The 14,343-nt window shown below is 63.7% G+C and carries 19 protein-coding genes; 17 read left to right on the top strand and 2 right to left on the bottom strand.

The window, feature by feature from the left end; genetic code table 11:
• Nucleotides 1-26: 26 nt before the first annotated feature.
• From motA to EWM63_RS23835, 7 genes are all read left to right on the top strand, one after another.
• A complete protein-coding gene (motA, locus tag EWM63_RS23865; RefSeq protein WP_130188752.1) occupies nt 27-917 on the top strand; it encodes a flagellar motor stator protein MotA in 891 nt (296 codons plus the stop codon).
• Nucleotides 901-1,875 (top strand): flagellar motor protein MotB, encoded by a 975-nt coding sequence (locus EWM63_RS23860; RefSeq protein WP_130188751.1) that lies wholly within the window; start codon nt 901-903, stop codon nt 1,873-1,875. Before motA ends, EWM63_RS23860 begins: the two co-directional genes overlap by 17 nt.
• A 5-nt stretch (nt 1,876-1,880) precedes the next feature.
• Nucleotides 1,881-2,183: a flagellar biosynthesis anti-sigma factor FlgM gene (flgM, locus tag EWM63_RS23855; RefSeq protein ID WP_130188750.1), complete on the top strand. Its 303-nt coding sequence runs from the start codon at nt 1,881-1,883 to the stop codon at nt 2,181-2,183.
• A 55-nt stretch (nt 2,184-2,238) separates the two neighbouring features.
• A complete protein-coding gene (gene flgN / locus EWM63_RS23850; protein WP_130190583.1) occupies nt 2,239-2,640 on the top strand; it encodes a flagellar export chaperone FlgN in 402 nt (133 codons plus the stop codon).
• A 1-nt stretch (nt 2,641) separates the two neighbouring features.
• Nucleotides 2,642-3,412, top strand: coding sequence for a glycoside hydrolase family 73 protein (locus EWM63_RS23845; protein ID WP_229487479.1), 771 nt, complete (start codon nt 2,642-2,644; stop codon nt 3,410-3,412).
• Between the two features lie 275 nt (nt 3,413-3,687).
• Complete coding sequence (locus tag EWM63_RS23840) at nt 3,688-3,888, top strand: type II toxin-antitoxin system VapB family antitoxin (RefSeq protein WP_130188749.1); 201 nt, start codon at nt 3,688-3,690, stop codon at nt 3,886-3,888.
• Complete coding sequence (locus EWM63_RS23835; RefSeq protein WP_130188748.1) at nt 3,885-4,268, top strand: type II toxin-antitoxin system VapC family toxin; 384 nt, start codon at nt 3,885-3,887, stop codon at nt 4,266-4,268. The genes EWM63_RS23840 and EWM63_RS23835 overlap by 4 nt, the downstream gene beginning before the upstream one ends.
• A gap of 67 nt (nt 4,269-4,335) precedes the next feature.
• Here EWM63_RS23835 and EWM63_RS23830 read toward each other — a convergent pair whose 3' ends face one another.
• Nucleotides 4,336-4,974, bottom strand: a complete 639-nt coding sequence (locus tag EWM63_RS23830; protein ID WP_207221140.1) for a PEPxxWA-CTERM sorting domain-containing protein — start codon at nt 4,972-4,974, stop codon at nt 4,336-4,338.
• 178 nt (nt 4,975-5,152) lie between these two features.
• Nucleotides 5,153-5,920, bottom strand: coding sequence for a flagellar basal body P-ring formation chaperone FlgA (gene flgA, locus EWM63_RS23825; protein ID WP_229487478.1), 768 nt, complete (start codon nt 5,918-5,920; stop codon nt 5,153-5,155).
• A gap of 107 nt (nt 5,921-6,027) precedes the next feature.
• Between flgA and flgB the strand changes: the two genes are divergently transcribed.
• From flgB to flgK, 10 genes are all read left to right on the top strand, one after another.
• Nucleotides 6,028-6,390 (top strand): flagellar basal body rod protein FlgB, encoded by a 363-nt coding sequence (gene flgB, locus EWM63_RS23820; RefSeq protein ID WP_130188747.1) that lies wholly within the window; start codon nt 6,028-6,030, stop codon nt 6,388-6,390.
• A 133-nt stretch (nt 6,391-6,523) separates the two neighbouring features.
• On the top strand, nt 6,524-6,934 hold the full coding sequence (gene flgC / locus EWM63_RS23815; protein WP_130188746.1) for a flagellar basal body rod protein FlgC: 411 nt from the start codon (nt 6,524-6,526) through the stop codon (nt 6,932-6,934).
• 2 nt (nt 6,935-6,936) lie between these two features.
• Nucleotides 6,937-7,650: a flagellar hook capping FlgD N-terminal domain-containing protein gene (locus EWM63_RS23810; protein WP_130188745.1), complete on the top strand. Its 714-nt coding sequence runs from the start codon at nt 6,937-6,939 to the stop codon at nt 7,648-7,650.
• A 12-nt stretch (nt 7,651-7,662) separates the two neighbouring features.
• Nucleotides 7,663-8,877 (top strand): flagellar hook protein FlgE, encoded by a 1,215-nt coding sequence (locus tag EWM63_RS23805; protein ID WP_130188744.1) that lies wholly within the window; start codon nt 7,663-7,665, stop codon nt 8,875-8,877.
• A 12-nt stretch (nt 8,878-8,889) separates the two neighbouring features.
• A complete protein-coding gene (locus EWM63_RS23800; protein WP_130188743.1) occupies nt 8,890-9,621 on the top strand; it encodes a flagellar basal body rod protein FlgF in 732 nt (243 codons plus the stop codon).
• Between the two features lie 234 nt (nt 9,622-9,855).
• Nucleotides 9,856-10,647, top strand: a complete 792-nt coding sequence (gene flgG, locus EWM63_RS23795; RefSeq protein WP_207221139.1) for a flagellar basal-body rod protein FlgG — start codon at nt 9,856-9,858, stop codon at nt 10,645-10,647.
• 32 nt (nt 10,648-10,679) lie between these two features.
• Entirely contained in the window at nt 10,680-11,348 is a 669-nt protein-coding gene (flgH, locus tag EWM63_RS23790; protein WP_130188742.1) for a flagellar basal body L-ring protein FlgH, read from the top strand.
• 8 nt (nt 11,349-11,356) lie between these two features.
• A complete protein-coding gene (locus EWM63_RS23785) occupies nt 11,357-12,463 on the top strand; it encodes a flagellar basal body P-ring protein FlgI (RefSeq protein WP_130188741.1) in 1,107 nt (368 codons plus the stop codon).
• Nucleotides 12,463-12,879 carry a rod-binding protein gene (locus tag EWM63_RS23780; protein WP_229487477.1) on the top strand — a complete coding sequence of 139 codons (417 nt, stop codon included), beginning with the start codon at nt 12,463-12,465 and terminating at the stop codon, nt 12,877-12,879. Before EWM63_RS23785 ends, EWM63_RS23780 begins: the two co-directional genes overlap by 1 nt.
• An 89-nt stretch (nt 12,880-12,968) precedes the next feature.
• Nucleotides 12,969-14,339 carry a flagellar hook-associated protein FlgK gene (flgK, locus tag EWM63_RS23775; RefSeq protein WP_130188740.1) on the top strand — a complete coding sequence of 457 codons (1,371 nt, stop codon included), beginning with the start codon at nt 12,969-12,971 and terminating at the stop codon, nt 14,337-14,339.
• Nucleotides 14,340-14,343: the final 4 nt, after the last annotated feature.

The raw sequence follows: 14,343 nt of genomic DNA, 5'->3' as shown, positions 1-14,343 counted from the left end.
CCGGCACTCAAGAAAAGGAATTCACCATGCAGCAAATTGTCGGCCTTCTCATTATTTTCGGCAGTGTCTTCGGCGGCTACATCCTGATGGGCGGCACGTTCGCCGCCATCTGGCACCCGATCGAGATTCTCGTGATCGCGGGTGCCGGCGCGGGCGCGCTCGTGCTGGGCAATCCGGGCCACATCCTGCACGAACTGTCGCACCAGCTGAAAAAGATCATCGTGCGCAAGAAGTACGATTCCGAATTCCAGCGCCAGCTGCTGCTGCTGATGTACGAGCTGCTGCAACTGGCCGCGGGTGGCCTGAAGGCACTGGACGCGCACGTGGAAGCACCGAAGGACAGCGCGATCTTCCAGCGCTACCCCTCCGTGCTGGAAGAGCCGAAGCTGCTGGCGTTCATCGTCGACAACTTCCGCCTGATGGCGATGGGCAAGATCAACGCGCACGAGCTCGAAGGCGTGCTCGAGCAGGAACTGGAACTGATCCACGAAGAACTGACGCAGCCGGCCAAGTCGCTGGGCAAGATCGGCGAAGCCATGCCGGGCTTCGGCATTCTGGCGGCCGTGCTGGGCATCGTGATCACGATGGGTACCGTGGGCGGCGGCGCCTCGTCCGGCGAGATCGCCGAGAAAGTGGGCGCGGCAATGGTCGGTACGTTCATCGGTATCTTCCTGTGCTATGGCCTGATCGACCCGATCTGCAACATGCTCAAGCAGCTCGTCGGCGAAGAAGCGGGCGCGCTGGAATCGGTGAAGGTGGTGCTGGTGACGCACGTGTCCGGCAAGCCGGCGCTGCTGGCGATCGACGCCGGCCGCCGCCTGGTGCAGCTGAACACGAAGCCAAGCTTTGCCCAGCTGGAAAGCTGGATCAACGCGATGGAAAGTGGCGAGGGAGGTGGCCGTGCTAAAGCCGCATGAGAAACACCATGAAACCACGATCGTCAAGCGCAGCGGCGGCAAGCACGCGCACGACGATCACGGCGGGGCATGGAAAGTGGCGTTCGCGGACTTCTGCCTGGCGCTGATGTGCCTGTTCCTGGTGTTGTGGCTGATGGCCGCGCGCAATACCGAGAGCCTGCAGCAGATCCTCCAGGAATCGGATGGCAACAAGACGGACCAGGGCAAGGGCGTGATGCCGGAAGCCGTGGGCGGCCCGCGGGGCAGCCTGATCGAACGCTTCCCGATGCCGCGCACCGGCAATTCGGACGTGCAGGGCAAGGAAATCGAGAGCACGCAGCAAAACGCGCAACAGGCGCCGTCGAAGGTGGCCTACGAGACGCGCGACGACCTGGCGATGCTGGCCAAGGCGCTGCAACAGATGAGCCATGATGCTGGCCTGAAGAGCAACCTGGAATCGGTGATCACGCCGTATGGCCTTCGTGTCATGTTGCATGATACCGACAAGCAAGGCATGTTTGTGCGCGGCAGCGCCATCCCAACCGGGAAATTCCAGTCGCTTTTGCGTAAAATGGGACCCTTGTTTGCACGCATGAAAAACCAGATGCTGATCGTCGGTCACACGGACTCGTTGCAGTACGAAAATACGAGCCATGCGGCGTTCTCGAACTGGAACCTGTCGTCGAACCGCGCCATGTCCGCGCGGGCTCAGCTGCTTGCCGGCAGCATGCCGTCCGACAGCGTACTGCAGGTGGTCGGCATGGCCGACCGCGCGCCGCTCGACACGAAGCACGCCACGGCCGGCATCAACCGGCGGATCGAATTGCTGATCCTGACGAGCAGCCAGGCCAACGCCGTTGCCGGCATGTTCGGCATGCCGGGCAATACGGAAGCCATCGCTCCCGGTGTCGAGACGGAACTGCCGGATGCGGGCGAACTGAAGCAGCTGCGCGACAAGATGCTGCCGGCTGGAGGGTAACGGACATGGCGATTGAAACCAAGCCAAGAGGTCAACGTATGCGAATTTCCAGTGGAACCCCGGGTGTGATGCCGGTGCAGACCGTCACCGAAACCGCCCAGGCAGAGGCACCGAAGGCCGCCGCCCCGGCGGCAAGCTCGGCCCTGCAATCTTCCGTACTCCAGCCCGCCATGCAGGCGATGAAGGAGATGCCCGACTTCGACCACGCGAAAGTGGCGATGTTGCGCGATGCGCTCGCCAAGGGCGAGTTGCCGTTCAATGCCAGCAAGCTGGCTGGCGTGATCCAGCGTTTCCACGGGGGCCAGTGACGTGGTTGCAACGGTGAAGGGCAAGCAGAAGCAAGGGATCGGCCGCCAGGAGGCAATGACGCAGTTGCTGCAGGGCGTGGCCGACGACATGGCGGCGTATCCTGTCCTGCTCGACCTGCTGGAGCGCCAGTTCGATGCGGCCATCCGGCATCATCAGGAACAGCTGGGCCATCTCGCCGCCGAGATCGGCGACCTGGTCGACACGCTGGAAGCCCGGCGCGCCCTTCGCGTGGAACTCGCGGCGCGGCTGACGGGCCCGAACCCGTCGATCGCGCAGGTGTTCGCACTGCTGCGCCCGGAACCGCGCGCCCGGCTGGAAGCCGACTGGCAGGCGCTGGAACGGATGGTGCTGGCGGCGAAGACAGCCGGCCGGCGCAATGGCGACTTGCTTGCCGAACAATTCACGATCATGCAGCGCGTGCTGCACGGCGAAAACCAGACCTACGAACCGGCCTGACATGACGTTCTCGACGATGCCCACCCAGGCCACCGCGGCCACCATGTCCAACATGACGTCGGCGCGCCCCACCCTGCCCGCCGCGTTTTCCGGCGGCGGCGGCGTTGCCTTCTCCGGCGCCTTCCAGGCCGTGCAGGCCGACGTGGCTTCCTTCATCGCTGAAGGCGGCGGCCAGTCGTTCAGCGGCCCGGACACGCCCCTGACCGCGGATGGCGCCGCATTGCGTGCCCGGCTGGCCGGCGTGGCGATCGGCGGCACCGAGGCCGGTGCAGAGGCTTCGGCCGTGGATGGCGTCGACGGCATCGGTGGCGATGCCCAGCAACGCTTCCTGGCAACGATCCGCCCCCATGCCGAGGCGGCAGCGGCCAAGCTCGGCGTGTCGCCCGACATCGTGGCGGCCCACGCGGCCCTCGAATCCGGCTGGGGCCAGCGACCGTTGCGCAACGGCACCGCCGACAGCAACAACCTGTTCGGCATCAAGGCCGGTGGCCAGTGGCAGGGCGACGTGGCGGCCAATGTCACCACGGAATACGAGCATGGCGCGGCGGTGCGCAAGGTCGAAAAATTCCGCAGCTACCCCGACCAGGCCAGCGCTTTCAACGACTATGCCAACCTGCTGGCCTCGAACCCGCGCTACCAGAAGGCGCTCAACACGGGCAACGACGCCCATGCGTTCGCCAGCGGCCTGGCGCGTGGCGGCTACGCCACCGATCCGGCTTATGTACAGAAACTGTCGAAGCTGGCGGCAAGGGTCGCCCGTACCGAGTATTGAGGCATGCCTGAGAAATCAAAAGCGAGCGACCTGCTCGCTTTTTTTTACGTCCTCACAGCAACGACTCCCCAGGCTTCGACGTTACTGACGCATATCGAAAGCGCGCGAACAATGGGATCTCGAGCAGACCAATAGCATTTGGCGAAAACCGCCGAGGTCAGATGGCTTGCTACCTATCCCGTCGGGTCCGATGCGGCCTATACAGCTTACTGCTTCGCTTGTTGTGATGTCCGCATTGATGCAGAATGGGTTCATTTCTGACACAGGAGGCCTTCATGCGAACAACCGTGACGATCGACGACGAGCTCTATGCAAAGGCTCTCGAAATGGCCGATCCGGAGATGGACAAGGCTGACCTCTTTCGAGAAGCCATCAAGACCTTCGTGCGAGTACAGGCAGCCAAGCGGCTTTCCGCGCTGGGTGGTTCAGTGCCTGGCATGCCGGAGATACCCCGGCGATCGAGTTCCTCGGAATGAGCAGCGTCCTTGTCGACACATCGGTATGGGTCGATCATTTTCGCTATCGCAACGAAATTCTGGTTGGCTTGCTGGCGCAGGATAATGCGCTGACTCACCCAATGGTGATTACTGAACTGGCCTGTGGAACGCCGCCAGCACCTCGGCTTCAAACGCTGCGTGATATCGGAATGCTTCAGTACGTTCGCCAGGCCACACTGGAAGAAGTCCGGGAACTCATCGAGCGCGCAGGACTGTATGGACAGGGTTGTGGCTTGGTCGACATAGCGCTGTTGGCCTCGACCTTGATGACGCCAGGTACAGTCCTGTGGACCAACGACCGACGGCTGGGCATACTTGCGGAAAAGCTCGGCATTGCTTTTCGTCAAGTCAGCCATTAAAGCTGTTGACCGCAGTGCCGCCAACGAATACCGCCGAAGCAGGTTTCGGCGGCACTCCATCACCAGGTCAGTGAACCTTGCGCTTCCGGCGCATTGCCACCCCGGCCACCCCCAGTCCGGCCAGCAGCATCGCATACGTTCCCGGTTCCGGCACCGGGGTCATCACCATGTCCTGCCCGAACAGTGTCAGGTTCGAGAATTCGGGATGCGCGCCGTTCATGCCCACGGTCCACATGATCTGCCAGGTGCCTTCCAGCGTCTGGCCTGCATTGATCGTTTCATTGTCGAACAGCCACGCCCCGCCCTGATTGCCGGCGTGGATCGCAAAGATCAGGTCGAGCGTGATGTTGTGCGTTGCGCTGGTATTGGTGACGGTCCACTCGCCGGATGTGCCGGTGTCGCCGGTGAAGGTGAAGGTCAGCGGACCCGCATTGGTGAAACTGCCGCCGGCCTCGTATTTGTCAAGCAGGCTGTAGTCGCCCGAGCCGAAGCCGTCGAATGCGCTGCCGAAGCCGCTCGTGTCGCCCTGCGGTCCCGCATGCGGGTTCCAGCCTTCCTGATAGGCGAACGCGTCCGCAGGCTGGCCCGCCAGCGTCACGTCGGCGGCGCTGGCGGCGCCAATGGCGGCGTGGGCATTGAAGGCCAAGGCGCACATGGCGGCGGCAGCGAGGCATCGCAGCGGTTGCGTACGATGCAGCATACTCATCAGTGATTTCATGGTGGTCGTCCCCGTAAGTTGGCATGCCGGAATCACGGCTGCGATCACGACGGCATACGCATTCAACTTAGCAGGCACGCCCACGGAGAGCGCCCCAACAGGCACGGACCTTGACGCAGCTCCAAGTCGTTGTTTTACAAAGGAAATATATATTTCGACTGCGAAATCAATCAGCCGGCTGGACCTGGCCCATGTCGGTCACGCGGGCACGGATCGTCACCCCGCTGGCATTCTTCACCCGGATCGTCGCACCGCGCCCGCCGCCATCGATCGCTTCGCCAGCCATGCTGACCTCGATCTGCTCGTTTTTCGCCACGATGCGCACGGCATCGCCCCGCTTGACGAGCGTGGGCGCGACGAGCATGTTCTGCCGCAACACGTCGCCGGCGCGGATCGTGCGGCGCGTGGCCATGTCCTGCACGGCGGTCAAATCCGAGAAACTGTCCGGCATGCCGCTGATGTCGTGGCGCTCCAGCAACACATCGTCGGAAGACAGGATTTTCCCAGTCGACAAGTCAGTTGCCGCAACGGCCACCTTGGCGGAAATCTTCGCGCGCGTGACGAATTCATAACGCCAGCCGCCCTGATCTGGACAGATTGCCACGAAGCGCATGCGCGCCGGCATGCGCACATCGGCCGGCTCCACTCTGGGCGGCTGCGCACACGGACCGATGGGCCGTGCATTACGGACAACCTCGACGGTGAACTGCGGATCGATCCAGTTTGCCAGTCCGGCATGTCTTTTCAACTGTTCCTGTGCCGCCTGCTGCACTTTCGCGGCAAGCTGCTCCGCCGTCACTGGCGCTGCCATCGAAAACTTGATGGTGCCGATGAGCAACAGCAAGAAGATTCCGGGTACAATTCGTTTGTTGAGCATGGGCAACACCTTATGGTTCAACATGCAGTACGGGCTTACGTGCAGTACGAGCTTCATTCGAGCTTCATTCAAATGACTGGTCGCAGGCGAGGTTTCATGCAACCGCGGTCATTTTACATGGGCTGCCTCATGTGGCACGGCGGCTCGCCTCACAGGGAGAATCAATGGGAATCAATTTCAAGGAAGCCACCGGCGTGCACGCCGACGCGCTTCACCTGCGGGCGGAACGGACCCGCGTTCTGGCATCGAACATCGCCAACGAAAACACACCTGGCTTCCAGGCCAAGGATATCGACTTCGCCGCATCGATGGCGCAGCTGCGTTCGCAGGACGAAGGCGGCCTTTCGCTGATCAGCGACAGCGATCCGCTGTACCGCGTGCCCTTCCACCCGAGTACGGACGGCAATACCGTCGAGATCGGTGTCGAGCAGGCGGCCTTCTCGCAGAACGCGACGGACTTCCAGACCAGTCTCACGTTCATCAACATGAAACTGCGCGGGCTGGCCAAGGCCATCAATGGTCAATAAATACGGCCGGGAATGACAGTGCCGGCGGTTCGTCGCGACCGCCGCAAAAAATTTCCACCAGTCATGGTGAGTTTGTCATTCAGAACGCCAGCGGCATGTCGATAACCGCTCAGTCAGCCAAGCAGGAGTACTCATGAGTTTCAAGGACATTTCCCAGATCGCGGGTTCCGCGATGGCGGCGCAGACGGTGCGCCTCAATACGGTGGCATCGAACCTGGCCAACGCCGATTCCGTTTCCGGCAACGAAAACGATACGTACCGCGCCCGCAAGCCCGTGTTCGCGGCCGTGATGAACGAGGACGGCGCCGCCGGCAGCCGCGTGCAGGTGCTCGACGTGGTGCAAAGCGCCGAGCCGCTACGCAAGGTGTACGAGCCGGACAATCCCATGGCCAATGCCGACGGCCATGTGTTCTACCCGAACGTCAACCAGGTGGCCGAGATGACGGACATGATGTCCGCCTCGCGTGCCTTTGAAACGAATGTCGAAGTCATGGGCCGCGTCCGTGGCATGCAGCAATCCTTGCTGAAACTGGGTGAAGGCTGATCATGGAAACCAATCTTTTTACGAATCCCGCCAGCGCGGCGGCCTCCACGGCCGGCAGCACCACGCCCAAGGCCAATGGCACGAGCGGCACCAGCGAAAGCCAGGAGATGTTCACCAAGCTGCTGGTGGCGCAGATCCAGAACCAGGATCCGCTGTCCCCTTCGGACCCGTCGCAATTCGTGCAGCAGCTGACCCAGCTGTCGCAGACGGAAGCACTGCAGAGCCTGGCTTCGCAGACCAGCAACAATGCCAGCGTGCTGCAAAGCATGCAGGTGCTGGGCCTGGGCGCCCAGGTCGGTTCGGAAGTGATGACGAGTGCCACCGCCGTGCAGCTGGACGGTGCGAAAGTGGGCGGCGCCGTCACGCTGGGCTCGAACAGCAGCAAGACGACGCTGGTGCTCACGGGTACCGATGGCGTCGCGCATGAATTGGCGCTGGGTCCGCTGACCGCGGGCACGTCGCCGATCTCGATCGATCCGACGGCGATGGGCTTGCCGGCGGGGAATTACAAGATGCAGGTCGTCACTTCTACGGGCGAAAACCCGCCGGTCGATATCGCCGGCCGCCTGAACAGTGTGCGCCTGGGCTCGAACGGCAGCATTGTGCTGAACATCGCCAATGTCGGCGAAGTCGCACCGAGCGCAATTACCGCATTCAACGGTAAATCCAACTCCAACGCTGTCGCCGCTGCCGGCGCCGCCATCACCTCTCTGTAACAAGGACCCGCCATGAGCTTCAATATCGCACTGTCCGGCATCCAGGCCGTCAACGAGCAACTGAACAGCATTTCCAACAACATCGCCAACGCCAGCACCTACGGCTACAAGGCCCAGCGCGCCAACTTCGCGTCGATGTACGCGGGCAGCCAGCCGACCGGCGTGCAGGTCGGCTCGACCACGCAAAACATCGGCCTGACCGGCGGCCTGCTGTCGACCGGCCGTTCGCTGGACGCGTCGATCAATGGCCGCGGCTTCTTCGTCAGCAAGACCACGTCGGGCGAGACCGTGTACAGCCGTGTCGGCATCTTCACGAAGGATGGCTCGGACTTCCTGGTGGACAGCGCCGGCCGCCGCGTGCAGGGCAACCAGCTGACGCCGGGCGTGGCATCGGAAGGCGTGCCGGGCGACATCAAGGTGCCGACCCAGACGCTGGAGGCGAAAGCCACCAAGGCGATCGACTTCGCCGCCAACCTGTCGGCCGACTGGAAGAAGCCGACCGTGGCGTTCGATGCGTCGGACCCGACCGTGGCGCCGGATCCGGCCAGCTACAACATGACCAAGGTCACGCTGGCGTTCGACAGCCTGGGCAAGAGCCACACGGTGAGCCAGTACTTCGTGCGTGACGACGACGCGGCAAACTCCGTGACGGTCCACACGCTGATCGACGGCAAGGTGCCGACCGCGGGCGACAGCGTCAAGCTGACGTTCGACGCGAACGGCAAGATGACGAACGATCCGACCACGCTGAAGCTGGGCTTCAACCCGGCCCCGGCCTCGCCGCTGGATATCACGCTCGATTACGTCGGCACCACGTTCCAGGCCGGTGAAGCCACCACGTCCGTCAACATCGCCGACGGCTACACGACCGGCCAGTATGTCGGCGTGGAACTGGCGTCGGACGGCAAGGTCATCGCCAAGTATTCGAACGGCGAGCAGCAGGCCGTCGGCCAGATCAAGCTGGCCACGTTCTCGAACGAGGATGCGCTGATCCCCGTGAACGACACCAGCTGGACCGCGAACGGCGCCGACGTCGGCACCGTCAGCCTGGACAATCCGGGCGCGAGCGCGGCCGGCGCCCTGTCGACCGCCACGCTGGAAGGCTCGAACGTGGACATCACGTCCGAACTGGTGGGCCTGATGGGTTCGCAGCGCAATTACCAGGCGAACTCGAAGGTGATCACCACCGAGAACCAGATGCTGCAATCGCTGATGCAGGCAATGTAAGGCTGAGCGACCATGGATGCGCTGATCTATACCGCGATGAGCGGTGCCGAGCGGGCCCTTCGGGGCCAGCAGGTACACGCCAACAACCTGGCCAACATGGACACGGGTGGCTTCCGGGCCAACCTGGAACTGGCCACCGCCCAGGCGGCGCCCGGCTTCGGCTACGACGACCGCCACCTGGCCACGATGCAGGCCAATGCGATCTCGACCAAGCAGGGCACGCTGCGCCCGACCGGCCGCGAGATGGACGTGGCGATCTCCGGCAGCGGCTACTTCGCTGTCGAAGGCCCGAGCGGCGAAGCCTACACCCGCGCCGGCGCGATCACGCTGGACCAGGATGGCACGATGACCGTCAACGGCATGCCGATCCTCGGTGAAGGCGGTCCGATCACGCTGCCGATCCATAGCAAGGTCGAGATCGGCCAGGATGGCACAGTGTCGATCCAGAGCCCGGGCGGCCGCGGCGAGATGCAGGTCATCGACAAGCTGAAACTGGTGAACGCCGAAGGCAGCGAACTGACCAAGAACGAGGCCGGCCTTATCGTCGCGCGCGATGGCCAGCCGCTCATGACCGATAACACCGTCACCGTGCGCTCCGGCCACCTGGAAGGTTCGAACGTGTCGGCCGTCGAAGAAATGGTCGCCACCATGAGCCTGAACCGCACATTCGAGGTGCAGATGAAGCTGTTCAAGGCCGCGGACGACATGACCACGGCCGGCAACCGGCTGGTGAGCGGCCAGTAACCGCAAGCAGGCAGCTCAGCAGCTGCCTGCCGGTAACAAGCCGGTAACAAGCCGACAACATGCCGGCAACTCGCCGGCAACTCGCTGCGGCCAATCACCGCCGCAGCGTATCCCTCGCGCAACATCTGTCGCCTGCCGTGCGACGCAATTTTCCATGCGGCACTAAAGTTGCCGTACGGATTGCCGTAACCGGGTAAAGTTTCCCAGCACACAGAACACTCTCAGGAGCATCGTATGAATCCAGCAATGTGGATCAGCAAGACCGGCGTGCAAGCGCAGGATGCCAAGCTGCAAGCCATCGCCAACAACCTGGCGAATGCCAACACGGTCGGCTTCAAGAAGGACCGCGTGGTCTTCGAAGACCTGTTTTATTCGGTCGAAGGCCAGCCGGGCGCACAGCGCGCCGACAACAACACGCTGGCACCGACCGGCGTGCAGCTGGGTAACGGTACCCACATGGTCGGCACCCAGAAGGTGTTCACCACCGGCAGCACCCAGATCACGAGCAACCAGTACGACGTGGCCGTGATGGGCAACGGTTTCCTGCAGGTGCGCCGCCCGAACGGCGAGGCGGCCTTCACCCGCGCCGGCCAGCTGGGCCTGGATGCGAACGGCGTGCTGATCAATGCACAGGGCTTGCCGCTGGTGCCGCAGATCACCGTGCCGAACAACGCCACGTCGATCACCATCGGCGAGAACGGCACCGTGACGGCGACGATCCCCGGCAACACCCAGCCCACCGAACTGGGCCAGCTCACGCTGACCACCTTCATCAACCCGGCCGGCCTGCAGGCACTGGGCGAGAACCTGTTCTCCGAGACCGCATCGTCGGGCGCGGCGACCGAAGGCCGCCCGGGCGATGCCCAGTTCGGCAAGATCAAGCAGGGCGCGCTGGAAGCGTCGAACGTGCAGGTCGTCGAAGAGATGGTCGACATGATCGCTGCCCAGCGTACCTACGAGATGAACACGAAGGTGCTGTCCGCCGCGGACAACATGCTGCAGTACCTGGCCCAGGCCGCCCGCTGATTTCTTTCACCCACACGAAGGTAACGAGTCCGATGATCAAAGCGCAACTGTGCGCAATGGCCGCGATGCTGCTGGCCGGTTGCGCTTCCTCCCTCGCCCCTCCCGCCGTGCGTCCCGGTCCGTTCGACGAGCCGCCCCAGGTGGTCCGGTCCGCCGCGCCGCGCGGCACGGCTGGCGGCGTGTTTTCCGCCGATGCCGGCCTGTCGCTGACGTCGGACAGCCGCGCCTTCCGCGTCGGCGACGTGGTCACCGTGATCCTGCAGGAAACCACGCAGGCATCGAAGAGCGCCGGCACGAAACTGGGCAAGGATTCCGGCATTTCCGTCACGCCCCCTGCCCTGCTGGGCAAGACGTTCCCGAAAGCGGGCATCGACCTGTCCGCTGGTCACTCGTTCCAGGGGGATGCCACCGCCACGCAGCAGAACGCGCTGACCGGCGCGATCACCGTCATCGTCCAGGAAGTGATGCCGAACGGCCTGCTGAAAGTGGCCGGCGAAAAAGGCGTCACCCTGAACCAGGGCGAGGAATTCCTGCGCCTGCGCGGCTACCTGCGCGCGGCCGACATCGATGCCAACAACCAGGTGTCGTCGCAGCGCATCGCCAACGCGCGCATCGCCTACTCGGCGCAGGGCACGCTGGCCGATACCAACCAGCCGGGCTGGCTGCAGCGCTTCTTCCTCGGCCCCCTGATGCCTTTCTGAGGACCCCGATGAAAAAAATTCTTGCTTCGCTGATGACCGTCGGCGCCCTCGCCTTCGCCACGCTGCCCGCCCAGGCCGCCCAATCGCTGCGCAACCTCGTGTCGATCGAGGGCGTGCGGGAAAACCCGCTCGTCGGCTATGGCCTCGTGGTGGGCTTGAACGGCAGCGGCGATTCGACCCAGGTGAAGTTCGCCAGCCAGTCGGTCGTCAACATGCTCAAGCAGTTCGGCGTGAAGATGCCGGATGGCGCCGATGCGAAAAGCAAGAACGTGGCCGCCGTGATGGTGTCGGCGGTCTTCCCGCCCGGCTACCGCCGCGGCCAGCCGATCGACATTACCGTCTCGTCGCTGGGCGATGCGAAATCGCTGCGCGGCGGCGCGCTGCTGCTGACCCCCCTTCGGGCAGCCGACAACGAAGTCTATGCGCTGGCCCAGGGCAATGTGGTGGTGGGTGGCCTGTCCGCCGCCGGCAAGAGCGGCTCGTCCGTCACCGTCAACACGCCGACCGCCGGCCGCATCCCGAACGGCGCCATGATCGAACGCGAGATCGCCACCGATTTCGCGACCAGCGGCAGCGTGCGTTTGTCGCTGAAGCGTCCCAGTTTCGAGACGGCGACGAACATCGTCGAATCGATCAACAAGAAGTTCGGCGGCATCGCCAGCACCGAGGATGCCACCAGCGTGTCCGTCGTGGCGCCGGAAAACCCGACCCAGCGCGTGGCCTTCATGGCCAAGCTCGAAGCGCTGGCGATCGAAGCCGGCCAGGAAAACCCGAAGGTGGTGTTCAACTCCCGCACCGGCACCGTCGTCATCGCCGACGGCCTGCGCGTGAAAGCCGCCGCGGTGACGCACGGTTCGCTGAAGGTGGTGATTTCCGAAAGTTCCAAGGTCAGCCAGCCGAACGCGTTCGCCGGTGGCCAGACGGCCGTCACGCCGCAGTCGAACGTGTCCGTCGACCAGGGCGGTCGCCCCATGTTCCAGTGGCCGCCGGGCGCCAAGCTGCAGACCATCGTCGACACGGTCAACAGCCTGGGTGCGACGCCGGACGATATCATGGCGATCCTGCAGGCGCTCGACCAGGCCGGTGCGATCGAAGGCGAACTGGTGGTGATCTGATGGACCCCCGACTGACATCGATGAATAGCGGCGCCATGGGCCCGGCGGGCGGCGCCCTCGGCCTGAACGAAGGCAGCTCTACACTGCCCCAGGCCGTGGCGCCGGCCGAGTCCGATCCGGCAGCCGCCGCGTACAAGAAAAAAGCCAGCGAAGCGGCCGTGAAATTCGAAAGCTTCTTCATCGGCCACATGCTGAAACAGATGCGCAGCTCCACCAAGGAGCTGGCGGGTGACGACAGCATCTACAAGGACACCATCAACAGCGACATGCTGGACATGGCGGACAACATGGTGGCCGACCAGATGGCCAACCAGCGCGCGTTCGGCATTGCCGATGCGATCTTGCGGCAGCTGATGCCGCCAGCGCCGGCGCCCGCCGTGACGGCACCGTTGCAAAAAATTTCCCCGAAAACTTAATTTGCTCGGGCGCACCGTCGCCTTGACTAGTTAAGAGAAAGTCGCAGTCCGCCGGCCTCCCGGCGGACCACTTCAATTGGATCAGTCCCATGCCTATCATTAACAACGCATTGTCGGGTGCCATGGCGGCCCAGGCCGCCCTGAACGCCTCCAGCCAGAACGTCGCCAACATGCAGACGAAGGGCTACACGCGCCAGGGCGTGCTGCTGGCCGCCGTCGCGCCCGGCATCGGTACGAAACAGGCCGGCAATGGCGTCGAAGTGAGCGCGCTGCTGCGCATCTCCGATTCATACAAGACGCAGCAGCTGTGGCGCGCCAACTCCGAGCTGGGCCGCTATACCACGCAGCAGCCTTACCTGACCCAGCTGGAACAGGTGATGGGCGACGACAAGTCGAGCCTGTCATACAGCGTGGACAACTTCTTCAAGGCGCTCAACGCGGTCGGCGAGGAACCCACGTCGTCGCCGCTGCGCGGCCAGGTGGTGGCGCAGGCCGGCGCGCTGGCGGAAAGCTTCAACAGCATCTACCAGGTCACGCGCAACCAGCAGTTGTCGGTCCAGCAGCAGCGCGATGCGGTACTGCCCAAGTTCAATACGCTAACGCAGAACATCGCCGCGCTGAACACGCGCATCACGGCTGCGAGCGCCACGGGCACCAACGTGTCCGCGCTGATCGACGAACGCGACATGGCCATCGACAGCCTGTCGCAGCTGGCCGCGATCGAAGTGCTGGAACAGCCGGACGGCAGCCGCGCCGTGTCGCTGAAGTCGGGCCAGCCGCTGGTTGTGGGCAACCAGGCCGCCACGCTGGGCATCGATACGACGACCGGCACGCCGCAGATGCAGGTGACGTTCGCCCGCTCCGTGTATGGGGTGGACGATAGCACCGTGGGGGGCACGCTGGGCGGCCTGGGCGCGTTTGAAAAAAACATCCTGGCACCGCTGCAGAAATCGATCGAATCGATGGCCTCGCAGCTGGCGAACAAGATCAATGACCAGCTCGGCGCCGGCACGGACAGTGCCGGCAATCCCGGCAAGCCGATGTTCAACGTCAACGGGGGCGGCTCCGGCGGCATCCTGTCGCTCGCGGCCGGCTACAGTGCCGACGACCTGGCCCTGTCAGCCGACGGCACGCCGGGCGATTCGACCAACCTGCAGCTGCTGGTGGACATCAAGAATCAGACCATCGCGCTGGGTTCTCTCGGTAACGTGATCCTGGGCGATGCCGACACGCAGCTGGTGGGCAAGCTGGCCATCGACAGCCAGCAGAACAAGTCGCTGCTCAACACCGCGCAAACGATCCGCCAGCAATCCGAAGACGACTGGGCCTCGACGTCCGGCGTCAACCGCGACGAGGAAGCAATGAACCTCGTCGAGTTCCAGAACATGTACCAGGCCAATATGAAGGTCATCGCCGTGGCGAACTCGCTGTTCGACGCCACGCTGTCGATGTTCGGCTAAAGGA

Source organism: Pseudoduganella lutea, assembly GCF_004209755.1.
Taxonomy (GTDB): Bacteria; Pseudomonadota; Gammaproteobacteria; order Burkholderiales; family Burkholderiaceae_D; genus Rugamonas; species Rugamonas lutea.
Note: the sequence above shows the minus strand (reverse complement) of the source record. Positions and strands in the feature narration are given on the sequence as shown.

Excerpts from the sequence above, each read along its gene's own strand:
- flgG (WP_207221139.1), top strand. The coding sequence starts at position 9,856 with ATGAATCCAGCAATGTGGATCAGCAAGACCGGCGTGCAAGCGCAGGAT.
- flgH (WP_130188742.1), top strand. The coding sequence starts at position 10,680 with ATGATCAAAGCGCAACTGTGCGCAATGGCCGCGATGCTGCTGGCCGGT.
- motA (WP_130188752.1), top strand. The coding sequence starts at position 27 with ATGCAGCAAATTGTCGGCCTTCTCATTATTTTCGGCAGTGTCTTCGGC.
- flgN (WP_130190583.1), top strand. The coding sequence starts at position 2,239 with ATGACGCAGTTGCTGCAGGGCGTGGCCGACGACATGGCGGCGTATCCT.
- flgB (WP_130188747.1), top strand. The coding sequence starts at position 6,028 with ATGGGAATCAATTTCAAGGAAGCCACCGGCGTGCACGCCGACGCGCTT.
- EWM63_RS23800 (WP_130188743.1), top strand. The coding sequence starts at position 8,890 with ATGGATGCGCTGATCTATACCGCGATGAGCGGTGCCGAGCGGGCCCTT.
- EWM63_RS23785 (WP_130188741.1), top strand. The coding sequence starts at position 11,357 with ATGAAAAAAATTCTTGCTTCGCTGATGACCGTCGGCGCCCTCGCCTTC.
- EWM63_RS23830 (WP_207221140.1), bottom strand. The coding sequence starts at position 4,974 with ATGAGTATGCTGCATCGTACGCAACCGCTGCGATGCCTCGCTGCCGCC.
- EWM63_RS23835 (WP_130188748.1), top strand. The coding sequence starts at position 3,885 with ATGAGCAGCGTCCTTGTCGACACATCGGTATGGGTCGATCATTTTCGC.
- flgK (WP_130188740.1), top strand. The coding sequence starts at position 12,969 with ATGCCTATCATTAACAACGCATTGTCGGGTGCCATGGCGGCCCAGGCC.
- EWM63_RS23840 (WP_130188749.1), top strand. The coding sequence starts at position 3,688 with ATGCGAACAACCGTGACGATCGACGACGAGCTCTATGCAAAGGCTCTC.
- flgA (WP_229487478.1), bottom strand. The coding sequence starts at position 5,920 with ATGAAGCTCGTACTGCACGTAAGCCCGTACTGCATGTTGAACCATAAG.
- EWM63_RS23845 (WP_229487479.1), top strand. The coding sequence starts at position 2,642 with ATGACGTTCTCGACGATGCCCACCCAGGCCACCGCGGCCACCATGTCC.
- flgM (WP_130188750.1), top strand. The coding sequence starts at position 1,881 with ATGGCGATTGAAACCAAGCCAAGAGGTCAACGTATGCGAATTTCCAGT.
- flgC (WP_130188746.1), top strand. The coding sequence starts at position 6,524 with ATGAGTTTCAAGGACATTTCCCAGATCGCGGGTTCCGCGATGGCGGCG.
- EWM63_RS23805 (WP_130188744.1), top strand. The coding sequence starts at position 7,663 with ATGAGCTTCAATATCGCACTGTCCGGCATCCAGGCCGTCAACGAGCAA.
- EWM63_RS23780 (WP_229487477.1), top strand. The coding sequence starts at position 12,463 with ATGGACCCCCGACTGACATCGATGAATAGCGGCGCCATGGGCCCGGCG.
- EWM63_RS23810 (WP_130188745.1), top strand. The coding sequence starts at position 6,937 with ATGGAAACCAATCTTTTTACGAATCCCGCCAGCGCGGCGGCCTCCACG.